Below are 17,261 nucleotides of genomic sequence, written 5' to 3'. Positions count from 1 at the left end.
CTCTCATCCCGTGGTCTGATCTGGGGGTTCGTGTATGACAACCACAGGGTTCACTTGCACCGTAGGACCGGGGCCATCCTCAGTCAACGATCCAACTCGGCGCGTCGTGAAGCGTAAATGCACTGAAATACCTACCCCGCCCGGCCGAAGTCGTCGGGGCTGATCGTGTCGAGGAACTCGCGGAACTTCTCCACCTCGTCCTCTTGGTCGTCCGGAACGGTGACACCGGCCTCGCTCACCACCTCTTCGCTGGCGAAGATGTGAGCTCCGGTGCGCAACGCGAGAGCGATCGAATCCGAGGGCCGCGCGCTCACCTCCACGCCGTTGGAGAACACCAGATCGGCGAAGAATATGCCGTCGCGGAGCGCGACGATGTTGACGTTGCGCAGCCGCACACCGAGGGCGTTCAGAACATCTCGAAAAAGATCGTGGGTCAGCGGCCGAGGAGGCGGCTCCTCGGTCTGGGCCATGGCGATGGCCGTCGCCTCCGTCATCCCTATCCAGATAGGGAGATAACGATCTCCGTTGGCCTCCTTGAGCAGGACAATCGGCTGATTGGAGGGCATCTCCACTCGAACGCCCACGACCTCCATCTGCAACACGGGCTGCTCCGTCTCACTCGGTCACTGGTCGCTCAACGCGCGGCGTGCTTCTGATGGTGTTTCCGGTGGTGCTTCTGACTTGCTTCCGACATGCGGACGCACGGAGGCCGCGCATCCCTCATCGCATTTCAACGTAACACCAGAAGCGCCTCGAATGCCCCAGCGGGTCACTGTCCGAGAACGCCGCGGACACCGGATCTCACCAGAGCCGCGTGAAGATCGAGGAGAAGCCCGGAGATCTCCCGGGCCGACTCGTCGGCCTCGCCGATCGCCCCGGGCGCCCTGCGGCGCAGCAGGGGCGCCACGGCCTGCTCCACAAGGCCCACCTCCCGTTCGGCCGCCGCCCGGACCGCGCGCAGGTGGCGCGCGTGCATCCCGAACCGCTCAAGCGCCGCCACGCTGCGCGCCACGACCAGCGCGTCCTCGTCGTAGCGGCGGGCCACTGCACACACCAGGCCGTACGCCTCAAGCTCCCGGAGCTTCTCCTCGGAGAGCCCGGCCGCCTCCAGCAGCTCCTCCCGGCCGAGCCGGCACCCGGCCCCGGCCGTGTCCCCGGCGCCCTTGCGGCCGTCGGCCCCCTGGACGTCGCGGCCCCCGCGGGTATCGCGCACACCGCGCACGTCCAGAACATCGCGGACGCCGTGCGGGCGTGTCGCGCCGCGCGCGGCGGCCTCCAGATTGTCCTTGATCACTCGAAGCGGGAGGTAGTGGTCGCGCTGCGCGGTCAGGATGTAACGCAGGCGGTCGACGTCGGCGTGGGTGAACCGGCGGAACCCCGACGGGCTGCGCTGCGGCTCGATGAGCCCCTCGCCCTCCAAGAACCGGATCTTGGACACCGTGATGTCGGGAAACTCGCCCTGGAGCAGGGCGAGGACCTCCCCGATGCTCATGTGGGAACGGGCGGCCTGCGGGCTCATGGCCCGCCGGAGCCGCTCAGGAACACCAAGCGGAACTTGCCGACCTGGACCTCGTCGCCGCCGAACAGGGCGGACTCCTCGATGCGCTCCCGGTTGACGTAGGTGCCGTTGAGGCTCCCCACGTCCCGCACGGTGAAATGCCCGCCGGGCCCCCGGGTGAACTCGGCGTGCCGGCGCGACACGGTCACGTCGTCGAGGAAGATGTCGCTCTCCGGATGGCGGCCCACCGTGGTCAGGTCGCGGACGAGCTGGAAGCGGCTGCCCTCGTTGGGGCCCCGCATCACCACCAGCAGCCCGCCGCCCGGGGGCGGCTGGTCCGCGACGGCACGCTCGGCGAGCAGCGCGGCCCCCGCCTCCGCCTCATACGCCTCGATGCCGGCGAGGGAGATCGTCGAGGTGGTGTCGCCCAGCGGGTCCACCCTGTTCAACGGCGATCCGCATCGCGAGCAGAATCGAGAGCCCTCGGGGTTGGCATGACCGCACTGCGTGCAGTAGACGCTCGGCATCGATCGGCTCGGCCTCCTACCGCGAAGAGGCGGTGTCGGTGCTCAGGGGCTGGGCGCCTCGCTCTTCGCTTCTCAACTGATGGTTCAAAGACTGTCTCATGGAGCTGCATCAAGACTGCGAATGCCGAAACTTACGCTGATGAGACGCAAAGGTCAAGGCGAGCGGTCTGGGGGATTGCTCGGCGGGACAAGGTCGGACGGTAGACAAAGTTACCGCCGCGCCGGGCTCGAGGTCCATGCCGCCGCGCCGCCGATGATCATTGGTTCCCTCCCCGCGGACACGCCCCCACGCGGGCCGCCGCACCGGGCTCCGCGCGCCGTCACCGCGCCGCCCTTTCGACGACGCCAGCCCAGTGTTCCAGCATCGCCTGAGCGGTGTCGACATCCTGGCCCTCGGCCCACAGATGCGTCACGGCCTCGACCGGGTCGGGCAGCACCAGGGTCCACCCCTCGTCGGTCACCACCCGCACCCCGTCGGTGGTGTCGAGCTCCAGCCCCTCGGCCGCCTCGATCACCGAGCGCATCACCGCCCCCTTGGCGGCCCACGGGGTGGGCACCGTACGGCGGAGCAGCTCGGCCTCGGGGATCCGCGCGTCGATCTGGCTCAGCGACAGGCGGGTGCGCGCCACCAGCCCGAGCAGGCGGAGGAACACGGCGAGGCCGTCCACGGTGGGGCCGAACTCGGGCACGACGAACCCGCCCCTCCCGTCCGCGGCGAAGATCACGTCCGGGGCGGAGGCCGCCGCGGTGAGCGCGTCGACCGCGGTCGAGGTCCACTCGACGCGCACCCCGTGGAACCCGCAGACCTGCTCGGCCACGCGGGTGGTGGTCACGGGCAGCGCCACCCGGCCCGATCCGCGTTCGGCCGCGACCAGGTCCAGGACGACCAGCAGGGCGCGCTCGTCGCTGATCAGCCGTCCGGTCTCGTCCACGAGGGCGACCCGCTCGCCCACCGGGTCGAACCGTACGCCGAAGGCCGCCCGGGAGGATCCCACCAGTTCGGCCAGACGCTGCAGGTCCCTGCGCCGCTCGGCCAAGGTCTCGGTCGGACGGGCGTCGGACAGGCGGGCGTTGACGGTGAGGACGTCCACCCCGATACGCCCGAGCAGAGCGGGCAGGACCAGCGAGGACGTGCCGCCCGCGCAGTCGACCACGACCTTGAGGTCGGCGTCGGGCACGCCCGACATGTCAACGCAGCGCAGCAGTTCCCTGGCGTAGTCCTCCACCGCTCTGGCGGGGAAGCCCAGTTCGGCGATCTCGCCGGGGAACGCCCGCCGGAACTCCTGCCGGGAGAAGACCCGCTCCAGCTTGCGCTGGGCGCCCTGCGACAGGTCCGCCCCGCGCTCGTCCATGAAGACGATGTCGACGCTCTGGGGGTCGCCCGGGGTCGTGCGCAGCGCGATGCCGCCCGCGGCGGTCTCGCGGGCCGTGTGGAAGCGGGCGACGGGCAGCGGGCTGGCCTCCAGGTCCAGGACGTTGATCGCGCTGGCGTTGAGCGCGCTGATCACCGCGCGTTTGAGCGCGCGGGCGGCCCGGGAGGAGTCGCGGGAGGTGACGACGGAGCTGCCCTTCTTCATGGTGGTGGCGTACGCGCTCGCGAGCCGTACGCACAGCTCGGGGGTGATCTCCACGTTGACCAGCCCGGACACGCCGCGCGGCCCGAAGAGCCCGCGCTGGCCGCGCGACTCCCAGATCACGCTGGTGTTGACGACGGCCCCCGCCTCGATGGTCTTGAACGGGTAGACCTTCACCCCGGAGGTGATGTACGCCTCGGACTCGATCACGCACTCGTCGCCGACGACCGCGCCCTCCTCGACCCGGGCCGACGCCATGACGTCGGTGTTCTTGCCCACGACGCAGCCGCGCAGGTGGGCGCCCGGCCCGATGTAGACGTTGTCGTGCACGACGGCGCGGTGCAGGACGGCCCCCTCCCGCACCACCGCGTTGCTGCCGAGCACGGTGTACTCGCGCAGTTCGGCGCCCGCCTCCACCTTGGCGTAGTCGCCGATGTAGAGCGGCCCCTTCAGCACCGCGTCGGCGTCCACCGAGGCGCCCTCGGCGACCCACACGCCCGGGGACAGCTCGAAGCCGGCGAGGTCCAGCCGTACCCGCCCCGACAGCGCGTCGGCGTGCGCCTTGAGGTAGCTCTCGTGTGTGCCGACGTCCTCCCAGTAGCCCTCGGCGATGTAGCCGTACAGCGGGGCGCCCTTGGTCAGGAGGCGCGGGAACACGTCGGCGGACCAGTCGACCGCCTCCCCGGGGGCGATCTCGTCGAGCACCTCGGGCTCCATGACGTAGATGCCGGTGTTGACGGTGTCGGAGAAGACCTGGCCCCAGGTGGGCTTCTCCAGGAAGCGCTGCACCCGACCGCGCTCGTCCACGATGACGATGCCGAACTCCAGCGGGTTCGGCACCCGCTTCAGCCCGATGGTGACCAGGGCGCCGTGCTCGCGGTGGAACCTGATCATGTCGGTGAGATCGATGTCGGTGAGGGCGTCGCCGGAGATCACGAGGAACCTGTCGTCGCGCAGCATCGCCGCGGCGTTCCGCACGCTGCCGGCGGTGCCGAGCGGCACCTCCTCGGTGGCGTAGTGCAGGCTCATCCCGAGTTCCTCGCCGTCGCCGAAATACGTGCGCACCAGCGCGGCGAGGAACTGCACGGTGACCACGGTCTCGGTCAGGCCGTGCGCCTTCAGCAGCCGCAGTACGTGCTCCATGATCGGCCTGTTCACCACGGGCAGGAGGGGTTTGGGCTGGTTGGCCGTCATCGGCCGCAACCTGGTGCCCTCGCCGCCGGCCATCACGACCGCCCTCACCATGTCACCTCCGCTCGGAGTCCTGCTCCCTCGGCCGCTCGCGCTCGGCCCGCGCGTCCCGGATCAGCACACGCGCCTGCACGGCGTACAGCACACCCGCCCACCAGTACAGACCTGTTCCCCATATCGCGAACGCCCAGCCGAAGATCGCGGCCGGTTCGGAATACCAGCCCACGTGCGAGGCGAGGAAGAGCAGCGGGAAGGCGTACATCAGGTTCGCGGTGGCCGCCTTCCCCAGGAAGTGCACCGGCAGTGGGCCGTAGCCGTACTCCTTCAGCACCAGCAGCAGCGGCACCATCACCACGTCCCTGGCGACCACCAGCACCGCGAGCCACCACGGGATCGCCTCGCGCAGGACCAGCCCGACGAGCGTCGCCAGAATGTAGAGGCGGTCGGCGAGCGGATCGATCAGCCTGCCGAGCCTGCTCGTCTGGTTCCACGCGCGGGCCAGCTTCCCGTCGAGCCAGTCGGAGAAGCCCGCGAGCATGAGAAGGGCGATGGCCCAGCCGTCGGCCTCGGGCCCCAGCACGAGCCACAGGAACACCGGCACGCCGAGCAGCCGCAGAAAGCTCAGCGCGTTGGGAACCGTCCAGATCCTGTCCTCGGCGGATTCCACTCTTCTCCCCTCACATGCCTGATCCCGACCCTATACATGTTTGCCCGGCACGTTCCGGCGCCCGGCGCGGGCGCGCGCGGGCGTGCCGCCGAACACGCCACCGAACGTGCCACCGGGCGGGGTTTCCGGGCCTGTTTCCGGGCCGGGCCCGGCGGGGCCCCGCCGGTTCGCGGCGGGAGCGGTCTGGCGCCGGATCGGGCGAGCGGGTAGCGTGCGTGATCGACCAACGCGGGAGCCCGGTACGACCGGGCTGAGAGGGCGGCTGAGATCACGGGCCGCCGACCGCCAGAACCTGCTCCGGATCATGCCGGCGAAGGGAGCTTGCGCGATGAGTGGTGCGCGCGTGTCCAAGACCTACGTGAACGGGCCCTCGGGGCTGAAGGTGCCGATGCGCGAGGTGGCGCTGACGAACGGCGACCGGGTGAGGCTCTATGACACCTCGGGCCCGTACACCGACCCGTCGGCGACGACGGACGTACGCCGGGGGCTCCCAGCGCTGCGCGACCCCTGGATCGCGGCCCGCGGCGACGTGGAGCGCTACGAGGGCCGCCGGGCAACCCCCGCCGACGACGGCCGCCGCACCGGCGACCGGCCCGGACAGGTGTTCCAGGGCGGGCGGCGGCAGCCGTACCGGGCGACGGGGAGGGCGGTGACGCAGCTCGCCTACGCGCGGCGGGGCGAGATCACCAGGGAGATGGAGTTCATCGCGCTGCGGGAGGGCGTGGAGCCGGAGTTCGTGCGGGACGAGGTGGCGGCCGGACGTGCGATCATTCCGGCGAATGTGAACCACCCCGAGTCCGAGCCGATGATCATCGGCAGGAACTTCCTCGTCAAGATCAACGCCAACATCGGCAACTCCGCCGTGACCTCGTCGATCGACGAGGAGGTGGAGAAGATGACGTGGGCGATTCGCTGGGGCGCGGATACGGTGATGGACCTGTCCACGGGCCGCGACATCCACACGACCCGCGAATGGATCATCAGGAACTCCCCCGTGCCCATCGGCACGGTGCCGATCTACCAAGCGCTGGAGAAGGTGGACGGCCGGGCCGAGGAGCTGTCCTGGGAGGTATACCGCGACACCCTGATCGAGCAGTGCGAGCAGGGCGTCGACTACTTCACCGTGCACGCGGGGGTCCGGCTGGCCTATGTGCCGCTGACCGCGCGGCGCACCACGGGCATCGTGTCGCGAGGCGGTTCGATCATGGCCGCCTGGTGCCTGGCGCACCACCGGGAGAGCTTCCTCTACGAGCACTTCGCCGACATCTGCGAGATCCTCGCGGCCTACGACGCGGCCTTCTCCCTCGGCGACGGCCTGCGGCCCGGGTCGATCGCCGACGCGAACGACGAGGCGCAGTTCGCCGAGCTGCGGACGCTGGGCGAACTGACCGGGATCGCCTGGGAGCACGGCGTGCAGGTGATGATCGAGGGCCCCGGGCACGTGCCGATGCACAAGGTGAAGGAGAACGTCGACCTCCAGCGGGAACTCTGCTCCGACGCGCCCTTCTACACGCTCGGACCGCTGGTGACCGACATCGCCCCCGGCTACGACCACATCACGTCCGCGATCGGCGCCGCCATGATCGGCTGGTACGGCACCGCCATGCTGTGCTACGTCACCCCCAAGGAGCACCTCGGCCTGCCGAACCGCGACGACGTGAAGACCGGCGTCATCACCTATAAGATCGCCGCCCACGCCGCCGACCTGGCCAAAGGGCACCCCATGGCCCAGGCGCACGACGACGCGCTGTCGGCGGCGAGGTTCGAGTTCCGCTGGGAGGACCAGTTCGAGCTGGCCCTCGACCCGGACACCGCCCGGTCCTTCCACGACGAGACCCTGCCCGCCGCGCCCGCCAAGACCGCGCATTTCTGCTCGATGTGCGGCCCGAAGTTCTGCTCGATGAAGATCTCCCACGATGTCAGGCGCTTCGCCGAGGAGCGGGGCCTCACCACCGTCGAGGCGATCGAAGCCGGTATGAAGGAGAAGTCCGAGGAGTTCACCGGTTCGGGCGGCAGGGTCTACCTTCCTGTGACGGAGTTGTGAACGCCCGGCCCCTCCGCTGAGAACGCGCGCTCGCGCACCTCCTGAACGCCCTAGAGTTTGGGGCATGCCCAACGACAAGGCGCTCTTCCTGGGACAGTTCCTCCGTTCCCCCGCGATCGTCGGAGCGGTCGCGCCGAGCTCCCGCAAGCTCGCCCAGGCCGTCACCACCCCCCTGCCCGAGAGCGGCGACCCGGTGATCGTCGAACTCGGGCCGGGCACCGGCCCCTTCACCGCCGAGATCCAGCGCCGGCTCGGCGGGCGCGGCCACCACCTGGCCGTCGAGATCAACGCGCCCATGGCGCGGGTGCTGGCGGAGCGCTACCCGCGGGTCGACGTGGTCGTGGGCGACGCCTGCGAGCTGCCCAAGATGCTGGCCGACCGCGGCCTCGGCCAGGCCGACGTGATCGTGAGCGGGCTGCCGTGGGCGGCGTTCCCCCGGGCCCTGCAGCTCCGGCTCATGTCGGCGGTGACGGGTGTGCTGGCCGCCGGCGGCGCCTTCACCACGTTCGCCTATGTGCACGCGCTGCCGATGACGACCGCCAAGCGGTTCCGGCGGCTGCTGACGACCACCTTCGAGGAGGTCGTGGCGAGCCGCACGGTGTGGGGCAATCTGCCCCCGGCGTTCGTCTACAACGCCCGGCGGGCCCGGGTCCGCGGCGCCGAGGGCCGCGCGGAGGCGTAGCCGCCGAGGGCCGCCCCCGGGCCGCCCCGGCGCGCGGCCCGCCCGCCGCCTGTGCCGCCTGTGCCGTACGGCGGCGCGGGGCGGGCGCGCCCCGCGCCCGCCGCGTCAGCGGCGGGCCGCCCCGACCAGGGCCTCGATCAGGCGGTTGTCGTCGCCGCGTTCGGGGTGCCACTGCACGCCCAGTCCGAACCTGTGGCCGGAGAGTTCGACGCCTTCGACGATCTGGTCGTCCGCCCAGGCGACGGCGAGCAGACCGGTCCCCAGGCGTTTGACGGACTGCTCGTGCGGGGCGGTCACCTCGATCCGGTCGCCCACCGCCTTGCCCACGCCGCTGGACACGCTGATCTGGATGACGTGCGGTGTTCCGGGCGCGGCGTGCCGGTCGTGGCCGACGGCGTCGGGAAGCCAGGGGATCAGCGTGCCTCCCTGGGCGGCGTTCAGGACGTGCATGCCGCGTGCGACGCCGAGCAGCGGCAGGTCGGCCTGTACGGCGGCGCGCGCCAGGGCCAGTTCGAAGCGGTCGCGGTGAGGCTGGGGGGCGGGGGCCCTGTCCTCGGCGGCCTCGCCGTACACCGCGGGGTCCAGCGGGGCGCCGTCGGCGAGGATGAGGCCCGCGAGGGCGGACACGTAGCCGTTGATCCCGGAGAGGCCGAGCGGGGGCAGGAGGACGGGGATGCCGCCCGCCTTCTCCACGGCCTTGGCGTAGGCGGGGGGCGACAGCGTCGCCTCTCTGACCCAGGATCCCCACCGGGCGGCTTCCAGATATGCGGTGATACCGATCAAGGGTCGGGTCATGTGATCTCCAGGGGGCATCCGTGAGGTCCGGACCGCCCCGTCCGGGCGGCCAAGCACCCCGTCTCTCCAGCGGCATGCCCATCATGGCCTACACCATTTCGCTTATGTCGTGCTTCCGCATATCAGAAGCGTCACGCAGCCAGCCTCTCCCCCAAGTCCCGCGTACCACGCCCAACGCCCCAGGTGCCTACCGTCCGGAGATGTCCGACACAGCGGGCCGACGCGACGGGGCAAGAAAACCGGATAAAAGGCATACATCCCCCGTATACCCCGGGCGGGCATCCGGACAGACCCCCCACGGGACGGCCGCGGGCCGATCGGCGCGGAGTTCCGCGCGCCGCAAGTCCCAATAACGCGACGACAACCCGCCTCCGCGCCACTAAATCCGACGGCGAGCGAGAACGTGATTAATATTCATCTAACCCGGAAGTAATAGCAGATTTCCGATCACGGAGAATAGTCACCTCGTTACGGATGGTGCGGATTCCCACCACATTACGATGAAACGGTTGTGGCTCGCGTGCAGTGATGTAACACTAAAAACGAGCGATCGGTCGAGCCGGGGCCGCCGGACGCTCACGACCCGGAGTGTCAGGGAGGTGGATCTGAAGACCGGATATTTCAATCCGGTCACTGAAGATGGGTTCTGGGTTTAAATGTCGTTGAATCCCCGTCTCGTCAAGGAGAGCTTCTCCGTCATCGAACCCGTCGCAGACAAGGCGGCTGCCTATTTCTACGGACGGTTGTTCGCGGAGAACCCTCAACTCCGGGGGATGTTCCCCCCGGCCATGGATACACAGCGCGACCGGCTGTTCGGGGCGCTGACCCGTATCGTCTGGAGCCTGGACAGCCCCGACGGGCTGGCCTCATATCTCGGTCAACTAGGACGTGACCACCGCAAGTACGGCGTGATCAGCGCGCACTACACGGCCGTGGGGAACGCGCTCCTCGCCACGGTCAGACGCTTCGCGGCCGACATGTGGACGACGGAGATCGAGGCGGCCTGGGTCGCCGCCTACACCGCCGCGGCGGACATGATGGTCAAGGCGGCCGAGGCCGACACCTCACCCGCGTGGTGGCTGGCGGAGGTCGTCGACCACGAACTGCGCCGACCGGACATCGCCGTCATGACCGTGCGGCCCACACAGCACATGCCGTACGTCTCAGGGCAGTACATCACCGTGCAGACCCCGCGGTGGCCCCGGGTCTGGCGTGCCTTCTCGATCGCCAACGCCCCCCGCCAGGACAACACGATCACCCTGCACGTGCGGGCGGTCACCGGCGGGTGGGTGTCGTCGGCGCTCGTACGGCACACGCGCGTCGGCGACATGCTGGCGCTCGGCCCGCCGCTCGGCACCATGGCGCCCCCGTCCGCCGAGCGCGACGTGCTGTGCATGGCGGGCGGCACCGGCCTCGCGCCCCTCAAGGCCGTCGTCGAACACGTCATGGCCTCGGGCCGCAGGCCGAACGTGCACCTGCTGTACGGCGCGCGCACCTCGGCGGAGCTGTACGACCTGCCCGCGCTCGCGCGGATGGAGGCGGCCTTCCCGTGGCTGCGGGTGGTGCCCGTCGTCTCCGACGAACCCGGCTACGGCGGGCTGCGCGGGAACCTGCCCGAGATCGCGCTCCGCTTCGGTCCGTGGACCGAGCACGACATCTACCTGTGCGGCCCGACCACGATGGTCAACGAGTCCGTCCGCCTGCTCCAGGACAACGGAGTGCCGCTCTCGCGGATCCACCGGGACTCGGTGTCCGCGGTGCTGTGAGAGGCCGTGTCGCACGACCCGGCGCCGCAGACCGCGGTGCCGTGGGAGACCGTGCGGCGGCGCCCGGAGACGAGGGCGGGGGAAACCCCCTCCCCCGCCCGCTCCGGAACGCCGTCAGCGCGGCGCCCGAGGACAGGTGATTATCCGTCAGGCAACCAGAAAAGGGGCGTCTTCGCAGCGGAAAAGGCATGTACCCGGCTTCTTCCCACCCCCTGCGTGACACGATGGTGCCGATCCGCACGCGTCGGCGCGGACGAGCATCAGGGAGGCTGCAATGGGCGACGTGCTCCTCGCGATCGGCACGCGCAACGGGCCCCTCCCCGCGCGCGCCGCCGACGGAGACCGCCATGCGACACTCCCGTCGCCCCTGCGCTCCCCTGATCTTCGCGAGATCTGGGAGGAGGCGGATCGGCCGCCGGCCGCCCTTCCTCCCCGCGCGGGCACCGCGCCGACCCGGATCCGGCGGGTCGCCCCCTCCCCTTGCGAGCCCGGGGCCGTCCGGGCGGGCATCGCCCCCGCCGCCCCGCTCCGCCGCCAGGACCGCCGGGCCACCCCGCGCTCCGCCGTACCGGCCCCCGCGCCCGTCGGCGCCACGCGCACCGGCTGACAGCCCCCACCCTGTGATCGACGGGGATTCCCGCGCTCTTCCCGTGGGAATCCCTGCCTCGCTGCCCGCCACCGACCTGAAAGGAATGCTCCGCATGAGGTCGCACACCGGCCTACCAGGGCTGCTGTGCCCGCGCGTCCGCGGACAGCCCCCGACCGACCTCGCGACGCCACACCATGCCCCAACCCGTTGTACGGCTCCGCGCCGTACGCCCGCCCCGGCGCACCGCCGGGCCTTTCCCGTTCAAGGAGTTGCGATGTCGGCGCGTCCGGTCATGCTTGTGACCTTTGTCTTACCCAGCACCCTGCGGCACTGGGTGGGGGACACCAGCGAGGTGCGGGTCTTCGCCGTGGCCGATCACCGCGACACCCAGCCCACACTGGGCGGTGCTCTGGACACCCTGCGCAGGACCCATCCTTCGCTCGAACAGCGGCTGCGCGACGACTACGGCCGCATCCGCCGACATATCAACATGTTCGTCTGCGGCGAGAACGCCCGCCGCATCGGCGGCCTTGACTGCGTGCTCCCCCCGGGCGCGGAAGTCTATGTGCTGCCTGCCCTCGCGTAAGCCGGGCGGGCGCTCCCGCGCCTGCCCCACGGGACCCGCGCGCGCCGTGCCCCTCCCGGCCACGCGGCCCGCGGGGCTCGCACGCGCCGCGGGCCATGCCGGCCCCGCGCCCGACGGGGACTCACCCCGTCAGGGGGCGGTCCTTCCGTTGGCGACGAACGCCGCGTGGGTCAGCGGCATCAGCTCGGCCCAGAGCGCCTCCATGCGCCGGGCCACCAGCTCGATCTCGTATTGCGGGAAGGAGGGCACGCGGGCCTGCTCGTCCTTCGTGCGCAACGACAGGAAGTGCATCAGCGACCGGGCGTTGCACGTGGCATACATCGTCGAGTAGGTCCCGACCGGGAGGACCGCGCGGGCCACCTCACGGGCGACGCCGGCCTCCAGCATCTCCTGGTATGCCTCGTAGGCCCGCCGATACGATGACTCCATCGCCTCGCTGACCAGTTTGTGCTGCTCGTCGCTGCCCGCGTGGAACTCGTAGCGCCCCGGCTTGCCCTGCTGGACCAGGGGGCGGTCCGCCCCCGGAACATAGAAAATCGGACGAAGCTCGCGATAACGCCCACTCTCCTCGTTGTACGACCAGCCGACCCTGTGGCGCTGGAACTCCCGGAACACCAGGATGGGAGCGCTCACGAAGAAGGTCATCGAGTTGTGCTCGAACGGGCTGCCGTGCCGGTCGCGCATCAGGAAGTTGATCAGCCCCTTGGACCGCTCGGGGTCCTTGGTGAGCTCCTCCAAGGACTGCTCGCCCGCGGTCGACACCCGCGCCGCCCAGAGCACGTCGCTGTCGGCGGCGCTCTGCCTCACCAGCTCGACCGTCACCTCGCTCAGGAAACGCGGCTCATCACTCATGGAACTCCCCCTGCTCTCGTCGCTTCGCGGGCCGCCCCACATGCTAGACCTCCTCGCCTGTCCGCGTGCCCTCCGGTGCGCCGACGCCGACGCCGCTTCCGGGGCGGCTCAGAGGCGGTACACGCGGCGGGCGTTGCCGGCCCCGATCATGTGCGCGACCCGGGCCGCGTCGGCCGCCGCCCACTCCCCGCGTTCGAGCCGGGTCGCGAGCGCGCGGGCCAGGGCCCTGCGGTGGTGGAGCGCGCCGAGGAAACCGATCTCGGCCACGCCCGAGCCGCCCGAGCCGAACATCTGCTTGTGGAAGGGGACCAGGTCGAGCAGTTCGCCGATGACCGACGAGGAGGCCGTGCCGGTGAGTGCGAGGCCGACGTCGAGGTAGACGTGGGGGAAGACGCAGGCCAAGTGGGCGGCCTGGCGGTGGAACGGATAGCAGTGCAGCAGGATGATCGGCACGCCGAGCTGCTGCACGATCCTCAGGAAACCGGTCATCAGCGTCGGGTCCGAGCGGTGGGGGTCGAAGGCGGCGCGGCCGTACCCCGTGGGCATCTGCAGGGGCAGGCCGCGCTCGCGGGACACGTCGACCGCGGCCCACAGCAGGTGGCGGAGCAGGACCGGGTCGGCGAGGGGCTCCCTGGGGTCGGCCAGGCGGCGGTTGGCCGCCGCGATGACCGAGCCTCTGCTCGGGCGGGCCGGGTCGAAGTGCAGGCCGTGGCGGTGGGCGATGGACGACGCGAGCCCGACCGCCCGCGCCGCGCGCTCGTGCAGTGCCGCCGCCAGTGCCGCCATGTAGTCGACGGCGGTGCGGGCCGACTCGGCGATCCGCTGTTCGACCTGTTCCACCGATGTGATCTCGTCGGCCGCCGCGCCGCCGAGGCGGCCCATCTCCGCGGCCGTCAGCAGCTCCGGACGGGCCTCGCCGGTGTCGACGAGGAAGGCGGCCGCGCCGGCGGCGCGGAGCAGCCTCCGGTTGGCCTCGTCGGCGCCGAGCTCGGCGCGCCGCGACACGTAGACCGCGGGTGAGGCGTGCGGGTCGAGGTCGAGGAGCGGCGCGCACCATCGGCGGATGGCGGTGCCGAGGGGCGTGTCGAAGTGCGTGGTCCCCGGCGGAGCGGGCGTGCCGGAGTCGGAGATCAGGGTCTCGAACCGCGCCCGGGGGATGTCGTCGCGCTCGACGCCCCGGCAGTGGTGGTCGACCAGGGGGGCGAGGACCGCCTCCCGGACCGGGTCGGGCAGCGCGACGGGCAGGTCGCCGGGCAGGTCGCGGGGCGATGCGGCAGGCGACACTGCGGGCGACACTCCGGGCCCGTCGCCCGCCGGGGCGCCCGACCGGCGCCGGACCGCGCCCGGCCCGGTGGGAACGGTGTCCAGCCGCGCCGAGACGGCGATCTTGATGGGCGTGACGTCGCCCATGGGCGCCACCGCCCTTAAGGGCGACACCTCCGGTACGGCACCGCCGCCGCGCGGCCTGAGCTCGGCGACCTCTCCCCCGCGCACCGCCCGCCGCCGGAGGCCGCCCGTCGGGGGGAGGGCGTCGTCCCCCCGGGAAGGGAGGGCCTCCAGCCTGACCGGCACCGCGTCCAGCCTGACCGGCACCGCGTCCAGCCTGACCGGCACCGCGTGCAGCCGGGCACGCGCCGCCTCCAGCCGCGCCGAGGCCGCGTCGAGTCGGGCGTGCACCGCCGCAGGCGCGAGCGGCACCGCCGCGGGTGCGGCGGGCTCCCCGTCCACCGCGCCGGCCCCGGCACCGCGGATGCCGCCCCCGGGCCCGGCCGCAGGCCCCCCGGCCCTCGCGCCGGACATACCGGATCCGGCCGGCTCCTCGGGCGCGGCGGGCGGTGTCTCACGCCGGGCCGGCGTGCCTGGGACCGCGGGCGGCCTCGTGGGTCTCCCCCCGGCCCCGCCGGTCGGCGCGCCGGCCTTGGCCGGCCCGGTGGCGGGCCTGCCCGGCACCGCGTCCTCTGATCGGTCCTGTGATCGCATTGCTGTCTCTCCCCCATGGCCGCCATGGCCGCGCCGGCGCGCAGGAAACGCGGAGGCCGGTGAGGACACGCCTCACCGGCCTGTGCGGCTCCATGCGGTGGAGACTTTAGAGCCTGCGGCACACCGAGTCCGGCGTTCTCGGCTCTCTTTACTCAAGGGATCGAGGCGGCGCGACCGACCGCAGGTCAGCGGGCCACCCGGGCGAGCTTGAGCACGTTGGTAATGATCCTTTCGCCTGCCCCGCCTTCGATGGTCAGGATCGACTCGGGGTGGAACTGTACGGCGAAGCGGCGGTTGTCCGGATCCTCGATCGCCATCACCGCGCCGTCGGGTGTGAAGGCGGTCGCCGAGAATCCCGCGACGCCGTCACGCTTGGCGTGGAGCGAGTGGTAGCGGGCGGCGGTGAACTCCGCGGGCAGCCCGTCGAGCAGCGCGCTGTCGCCCTCGCGGCCGACCCTGCCCCGCTTGCCGTGCTCGGGGTGGGGCAGCAGCGCCAGGGTGCCTCCGGCGTGCTCGACCATCGCCTGGAGGCCGAGGCACACGCCGAACACCGGCAGCCGGCGCTCGTAGACGGCGTCGAGGAGGGCCGCGGTGCCGAAGTCGGTGGGCCGGCCGGGGCCGGGCGACATCACGACGAGGTCGGGGGCGATCTCGTCGATCATCCGGGCCGGGAAGCCGTGCCTGAGGGTGGTGACGGTGGCCCCCTGCCGCCGGAAGTAGTCGGCGAGGGTGTTGACGAAGGAGTCCTCGTGGTCGACGAGCAGCACGGAGAGGCCCTCGCCCACCCGCTCGGCGGGGGCCGGGTCCTCGGCCTCGGCGGAGGGGGTGCCGTTGCCGACGGTCGCGAGGGCGCCGAGCAGCGCGCTGGCCTTGAGCTCGGTCTCGCGCTCCTCGGCATCGGGGTCGGAGTCGAACAGCAGGGTCGCCCCGGCCCGCACGGCGGCGACGCCGCCCCTGATCTGGGCGGTGCGCAGGGTGAGGCCGGTGTTCATCGCCCCGTCGAAGCCGATGTAGCCGACGGCTCCGCCGTACCAGCGGCGGGTGGTGGCCTCGTGATCCTCGATGAACTGCATGGCCCAGGTCTTGGGCGCGCCGGTCACGGTGACGGCCCACATGTGGGTGAGGAAGGCGTCGAGCGCGTCGAACTCGGGCCGCAGGCGGCCCTCGATGTGGTCGACGGTGTGGATGAGGCGGGAGTACATCTCGATCTGCCGGCGGCCGATGACCTTGACGCTGCCGGGGACGCAGACGCGCGACTTGTCGTTGCGGTCGACGTCGGTGCACATGGTGAGCTCCGACTCCTCCTTCACACTGGAGAGCAGGGTGCGGATGTTGTCGGCGTCCTCGACGGGGTTGCCGCCGCGGGCGATCGTGCCGGAGATCGGGCAGGTCTCCACGCGGTCGCCGCTGACCCTGACGTACATCTCCGGGGACGCCCCGACCAGGTGCTCGCCGTCGCCGAGGTTGAAGAGGAACTCATAGGGAGCGGGGTTGGTCGCGCGCAGGTGGCGGTAGAAGGCGGGCGGGTCCGCGCAGGGGGCGTGGAACACCTGGCCTGGCACGACCTCGAACAGGTCTCCGCGGACGAACTTCTCCTTGGCCGCGGCCACGACCTCGGCGTATCGCCCGCGCTCGGGGTCGGCCGGGATGTGGTCGGGGACGGACGCGAGCGGCAGGTCCTCGCCGTCGCGGGGAAGGCCGGCCGTCGTGACGCCGTCGACGGTGAACTCGTAGAGGTATTCCCTGCTGGTCTCGCGCTTGCGGTCGACCACGAGGACCCGGTCGGGCAGGTGGAGCACCAGGTCCCGCTGGTCGGCGGGCCTGGCGAGCACCTGCCTGATCGGCTCGAACTGGAAGGCCAGGTCGTAGCCGAACGCGCCGTAGAGGCCGAGGTGCTCGTCGGTGCCGCGGAAGGCGGCGATCACCTCGCGGATCGCGCTGAACACCGTGGGGCGGCGGCTGCGCATCTCCTCGGGGAGCAGGTCCTCGGACTCGGGGACGTGGACCTCGACCCGGTCGCCGGTGGGCTCCCCGGTCGGCTTGCCGGCGGCGAGAAGGCATGAGGCGATCACGGGGAGCACGACGCGGCCCCGGGCGTTGAGCGCCCTGGCCGAGATGCGCCGCCCCCTGGCCGTGATCTCCAGGCAGGGGTCGGCGTAGGCCAGGTGCCACCGGCTGTAACGGCCGGGGTATTCCATGCCCGAGGACAGGACCCCTCCCCGGCGGCGGCCGAGAGAGCTCACGATCTCTTCGAGCACGGACTCGGGCACGTCGGCCGCCGACACCTCGACCGCGATGCCACCGGCCGTGGTATATCCGCTTTTCTCCACCTTGCGTCTCGCCCCTCTTCACAAATAAGGATGCCCCGGGGGCGGACACGAAGAAGGCCGCCTCCCAGGGCGGCCATCCGATTCACATGCGAGAACCCGCGCCGCCTAGAAGCGGCGCCACCACATCGAGCTGTTACGGGTTCGCATGCGGCCAAGGCTAGCCGCATCCGCGTGATCATG

The 17,261-nt window shown here is 71.3% G+C and carries 14 protein-coding genes and 1 riboswitch; of the genes, 5 read left to right on the top strand and 9 right to left on the bottom strand.

Annotated features, from left to right (window positions below; genetic code table 11):
- Positions 1-131: 131 nt before the first annotated feature.
- The 5 genes from BLQ73_RS09525 to clsA all read right to left on the bottom strand — a co-directional run bounded on the left by BLQ73_RS09525 (position 132) and on the right by clsA (position 5,457).
- On the bottom strand, positions 132-602 hold the full coding sequence (locus tag BLQ73_RS09525; RefSeq protein WP_093170020.1) for a bifunctional nuclease family protein: 471 nt from the start codon (positions 600-602) through the stop codon (positions 132-134).
- 167 nt (positions 603-769) lie between these two features.
- Positions 770-1,492 (bottom strand): transcriptional regulator FtsR, encoded by a 723-nt coding sequence (gene ftsR, locus BLQ73_RS09520; protein ID WP_245690943.1) that lies wholly within the window; start codon positions 1,490-1,492, stop codon positions 770-772.
- Between the two features lie 23 nt (positions 1,493-1,515).
- Positions 1,516-2,025: a double zinc ribbon and FHA domain-containing protein gene (locus tag BLQ73_RS09515; RefSeq protein ID WP_093170018.1), complete on the bottom strand. Its 510-nt coding sequence runs from the start codon at positions 2,023-2,025 to the stop codon at positions 1,516-1,518.
- A 320-nt stretch (positions 2,026-2,345) separates the two neighbouring features.
- Positions 2,346-4,841 (bottom strand): mannose-1-phosphate guanyltransferase, encoded by a 2,496-nt coding sequence (locus BLQ73_RS09510; RefSeq protein ID WP_093170108.1) that lies wholly within the window; start codon positions 4,839-4,841, stop codon positions 2,346-2,348.
- Between the two features lie 4 nt (positions 4,842-4,845).
- A complete protein-coding gene (gene clsA, locus BLQ73_RS09505; RefSeq protein WP_093170017.1) occupies positions 4,846-5,457 on the bottom strand; it encodes a cardiolipin synthase ClsA in 612 nt (203 codons plus the stop codon).
- A 218-nt stretch (positions 5,458-5,675) separates the two neighbouring features.
- A riboswitch (TPP riboswitch) is annotated at positions 5,676-5,793 on the top strand.
- On the opposite strand from clsA, the gene thiC reads away from it, so the two are divergent.
- Complete coding sequence (thiC, locus tag BLQ73_RS09500; RefSeq protein ID WP_093170016.1) at positions 5,786-7,501, top strand: phosphomethylpyrimidine synthase ThiC; 1,716 nt, start codon at positions 5,786-5,788, stop codon at positions 7,499-7,501. Its footprint overlaps the riboswitch before it by 8 nt.
- A 64-nt stretch (positions 7,502-7,565) precedes the next feature.
- Positions 7,566-8,183 carry a class I SAM-dependent methyltransferase gene (locus BLQ73_RS09495; protein WP_093170015.1) on the top strand — a complete coding sequence of 206 codons (618 nt, stop codon included), beginning with the start codon at positions 7,566-7,568 and terminating at the stop codon, positions 8,181-8,183.
- Between the two features lie 105 nt (positions 8,184-8,288).
- On the opposite strand, the gene BLQ73_RS09490 is transcribed toward BLQ73_RS09495, so the two are convergent.
- Positions 8,289-8,978 carry a gamma-glutamyl-gamma-aminobutyrate hydrolase family protein gene (locus BLQ73_RS09490; protein ID WP_093170014.1) on the bottom strand — a complete coding sequence of 230 codons (690 nt, stop codon included), beginning with the start codon at positions 8,976-8,978 and terminating at the stop codon, positions 8,289-8,291.
- A gap of 656 nt (positions 8,979-9,634) precedes the next feature.
- On the opposite strand from BLQ73_RS09490, the gene BLQ73_RS09485 reads away from it, so the two are divergent.
- From BLQ73_RS09485 to BLQ73_RS09475, 3 genes are all read left to right on the top strand, one after another.
- Entirely contained in the window at positions 9,635-10,744 is a 1,110-nt protein-coding gene (locus tag BLQ73_RS09485; RefSeq protein WP_093170013.1) for a globin domain-containing protein, read from the top strand.
- A gap of 274 nt (positions 10,745-11,018) precedes the next feature.
- A complete protein-coding gene (locus tag BLQ73_RS09480; protein WP_093170012.1) occupies positions 11,019-11,351 on the top strand; it encodes a hypothetical protein in 333 nt (110 codons plus the stop codon).
- Between the two features lie 256 nt (positions 11,352-11,607).
- On the top strand, positions 11,608-11,919 hold the full coding sequence (locus BLQ73_RS09475; protein ID WP_093170011.1) for a ubiquitin family protein: 312 nt from the start codon (positions 11,608-11,610) through the stop codon (positions 11,917-11,919).
- Between the two features lie 129 nt (positions 11,920-12,048).
- Here the strand turns inward: BLQ73_RS09475 and thyX are convergent, their stop codons facing one another.
- The 3 genes from thyX to BLQ73_RS09460 all read right to left on the bottom strand — a co-directional run bounded on the left by thyX (position 12,049) and on the right by BLQ73_RS09460 (position 17,081).
- Positions 12,049-12,771: an FAD-dependent thymidylate synthase gene (gene thyX / locus BLQ73_RS09470; RefSeq protein WP_093170010.1), complete on the bottom strand. Its 723-nt coding sequence runs from the start codon at positions 12,769-12,771 to the stop codon at positions 12,049-12,051.
- Between the two features lie 108 nt (positions 12,772-12,879).
- Complete coding sequence (locus BLQ73_RS33915; RefSeq protein WP_245690942.1) at positions 12,880-14,751, bottom strand: hypothetical protein; 1,872 nt, start codon at positions 14,749-14,751, stop codon at positions 12,880-12,882.
- A 185-nt stretch (positions 14,752-14,936) separates the two neighbouring features.
- Positions 14,937-17,081, bottom strand: a complete 2,145-nt coding sequence (locus BLQ73_RS09460; RefSeq protein ID WP_093170009.1) for an anthranilate synthase component I — start codon at positions 17,079-17,081, stop codon at positions 14,937-14,939.
- Positions 17,082-17,261 lie beyond the last annotated feature (180 nt).

The organism is Sinosporangium album, assembly GCF_900100605.1.
Taxonomy (GTDB): Bacteria; Actinomycetota; Actinomycetes; order Streptosporangiales; family Streptosporangiaceae; genus Sinosporangium; species Sinosporangium album.
This window is presented reverse-complemented; position numbering and strand designations above follow the sequence as displayed.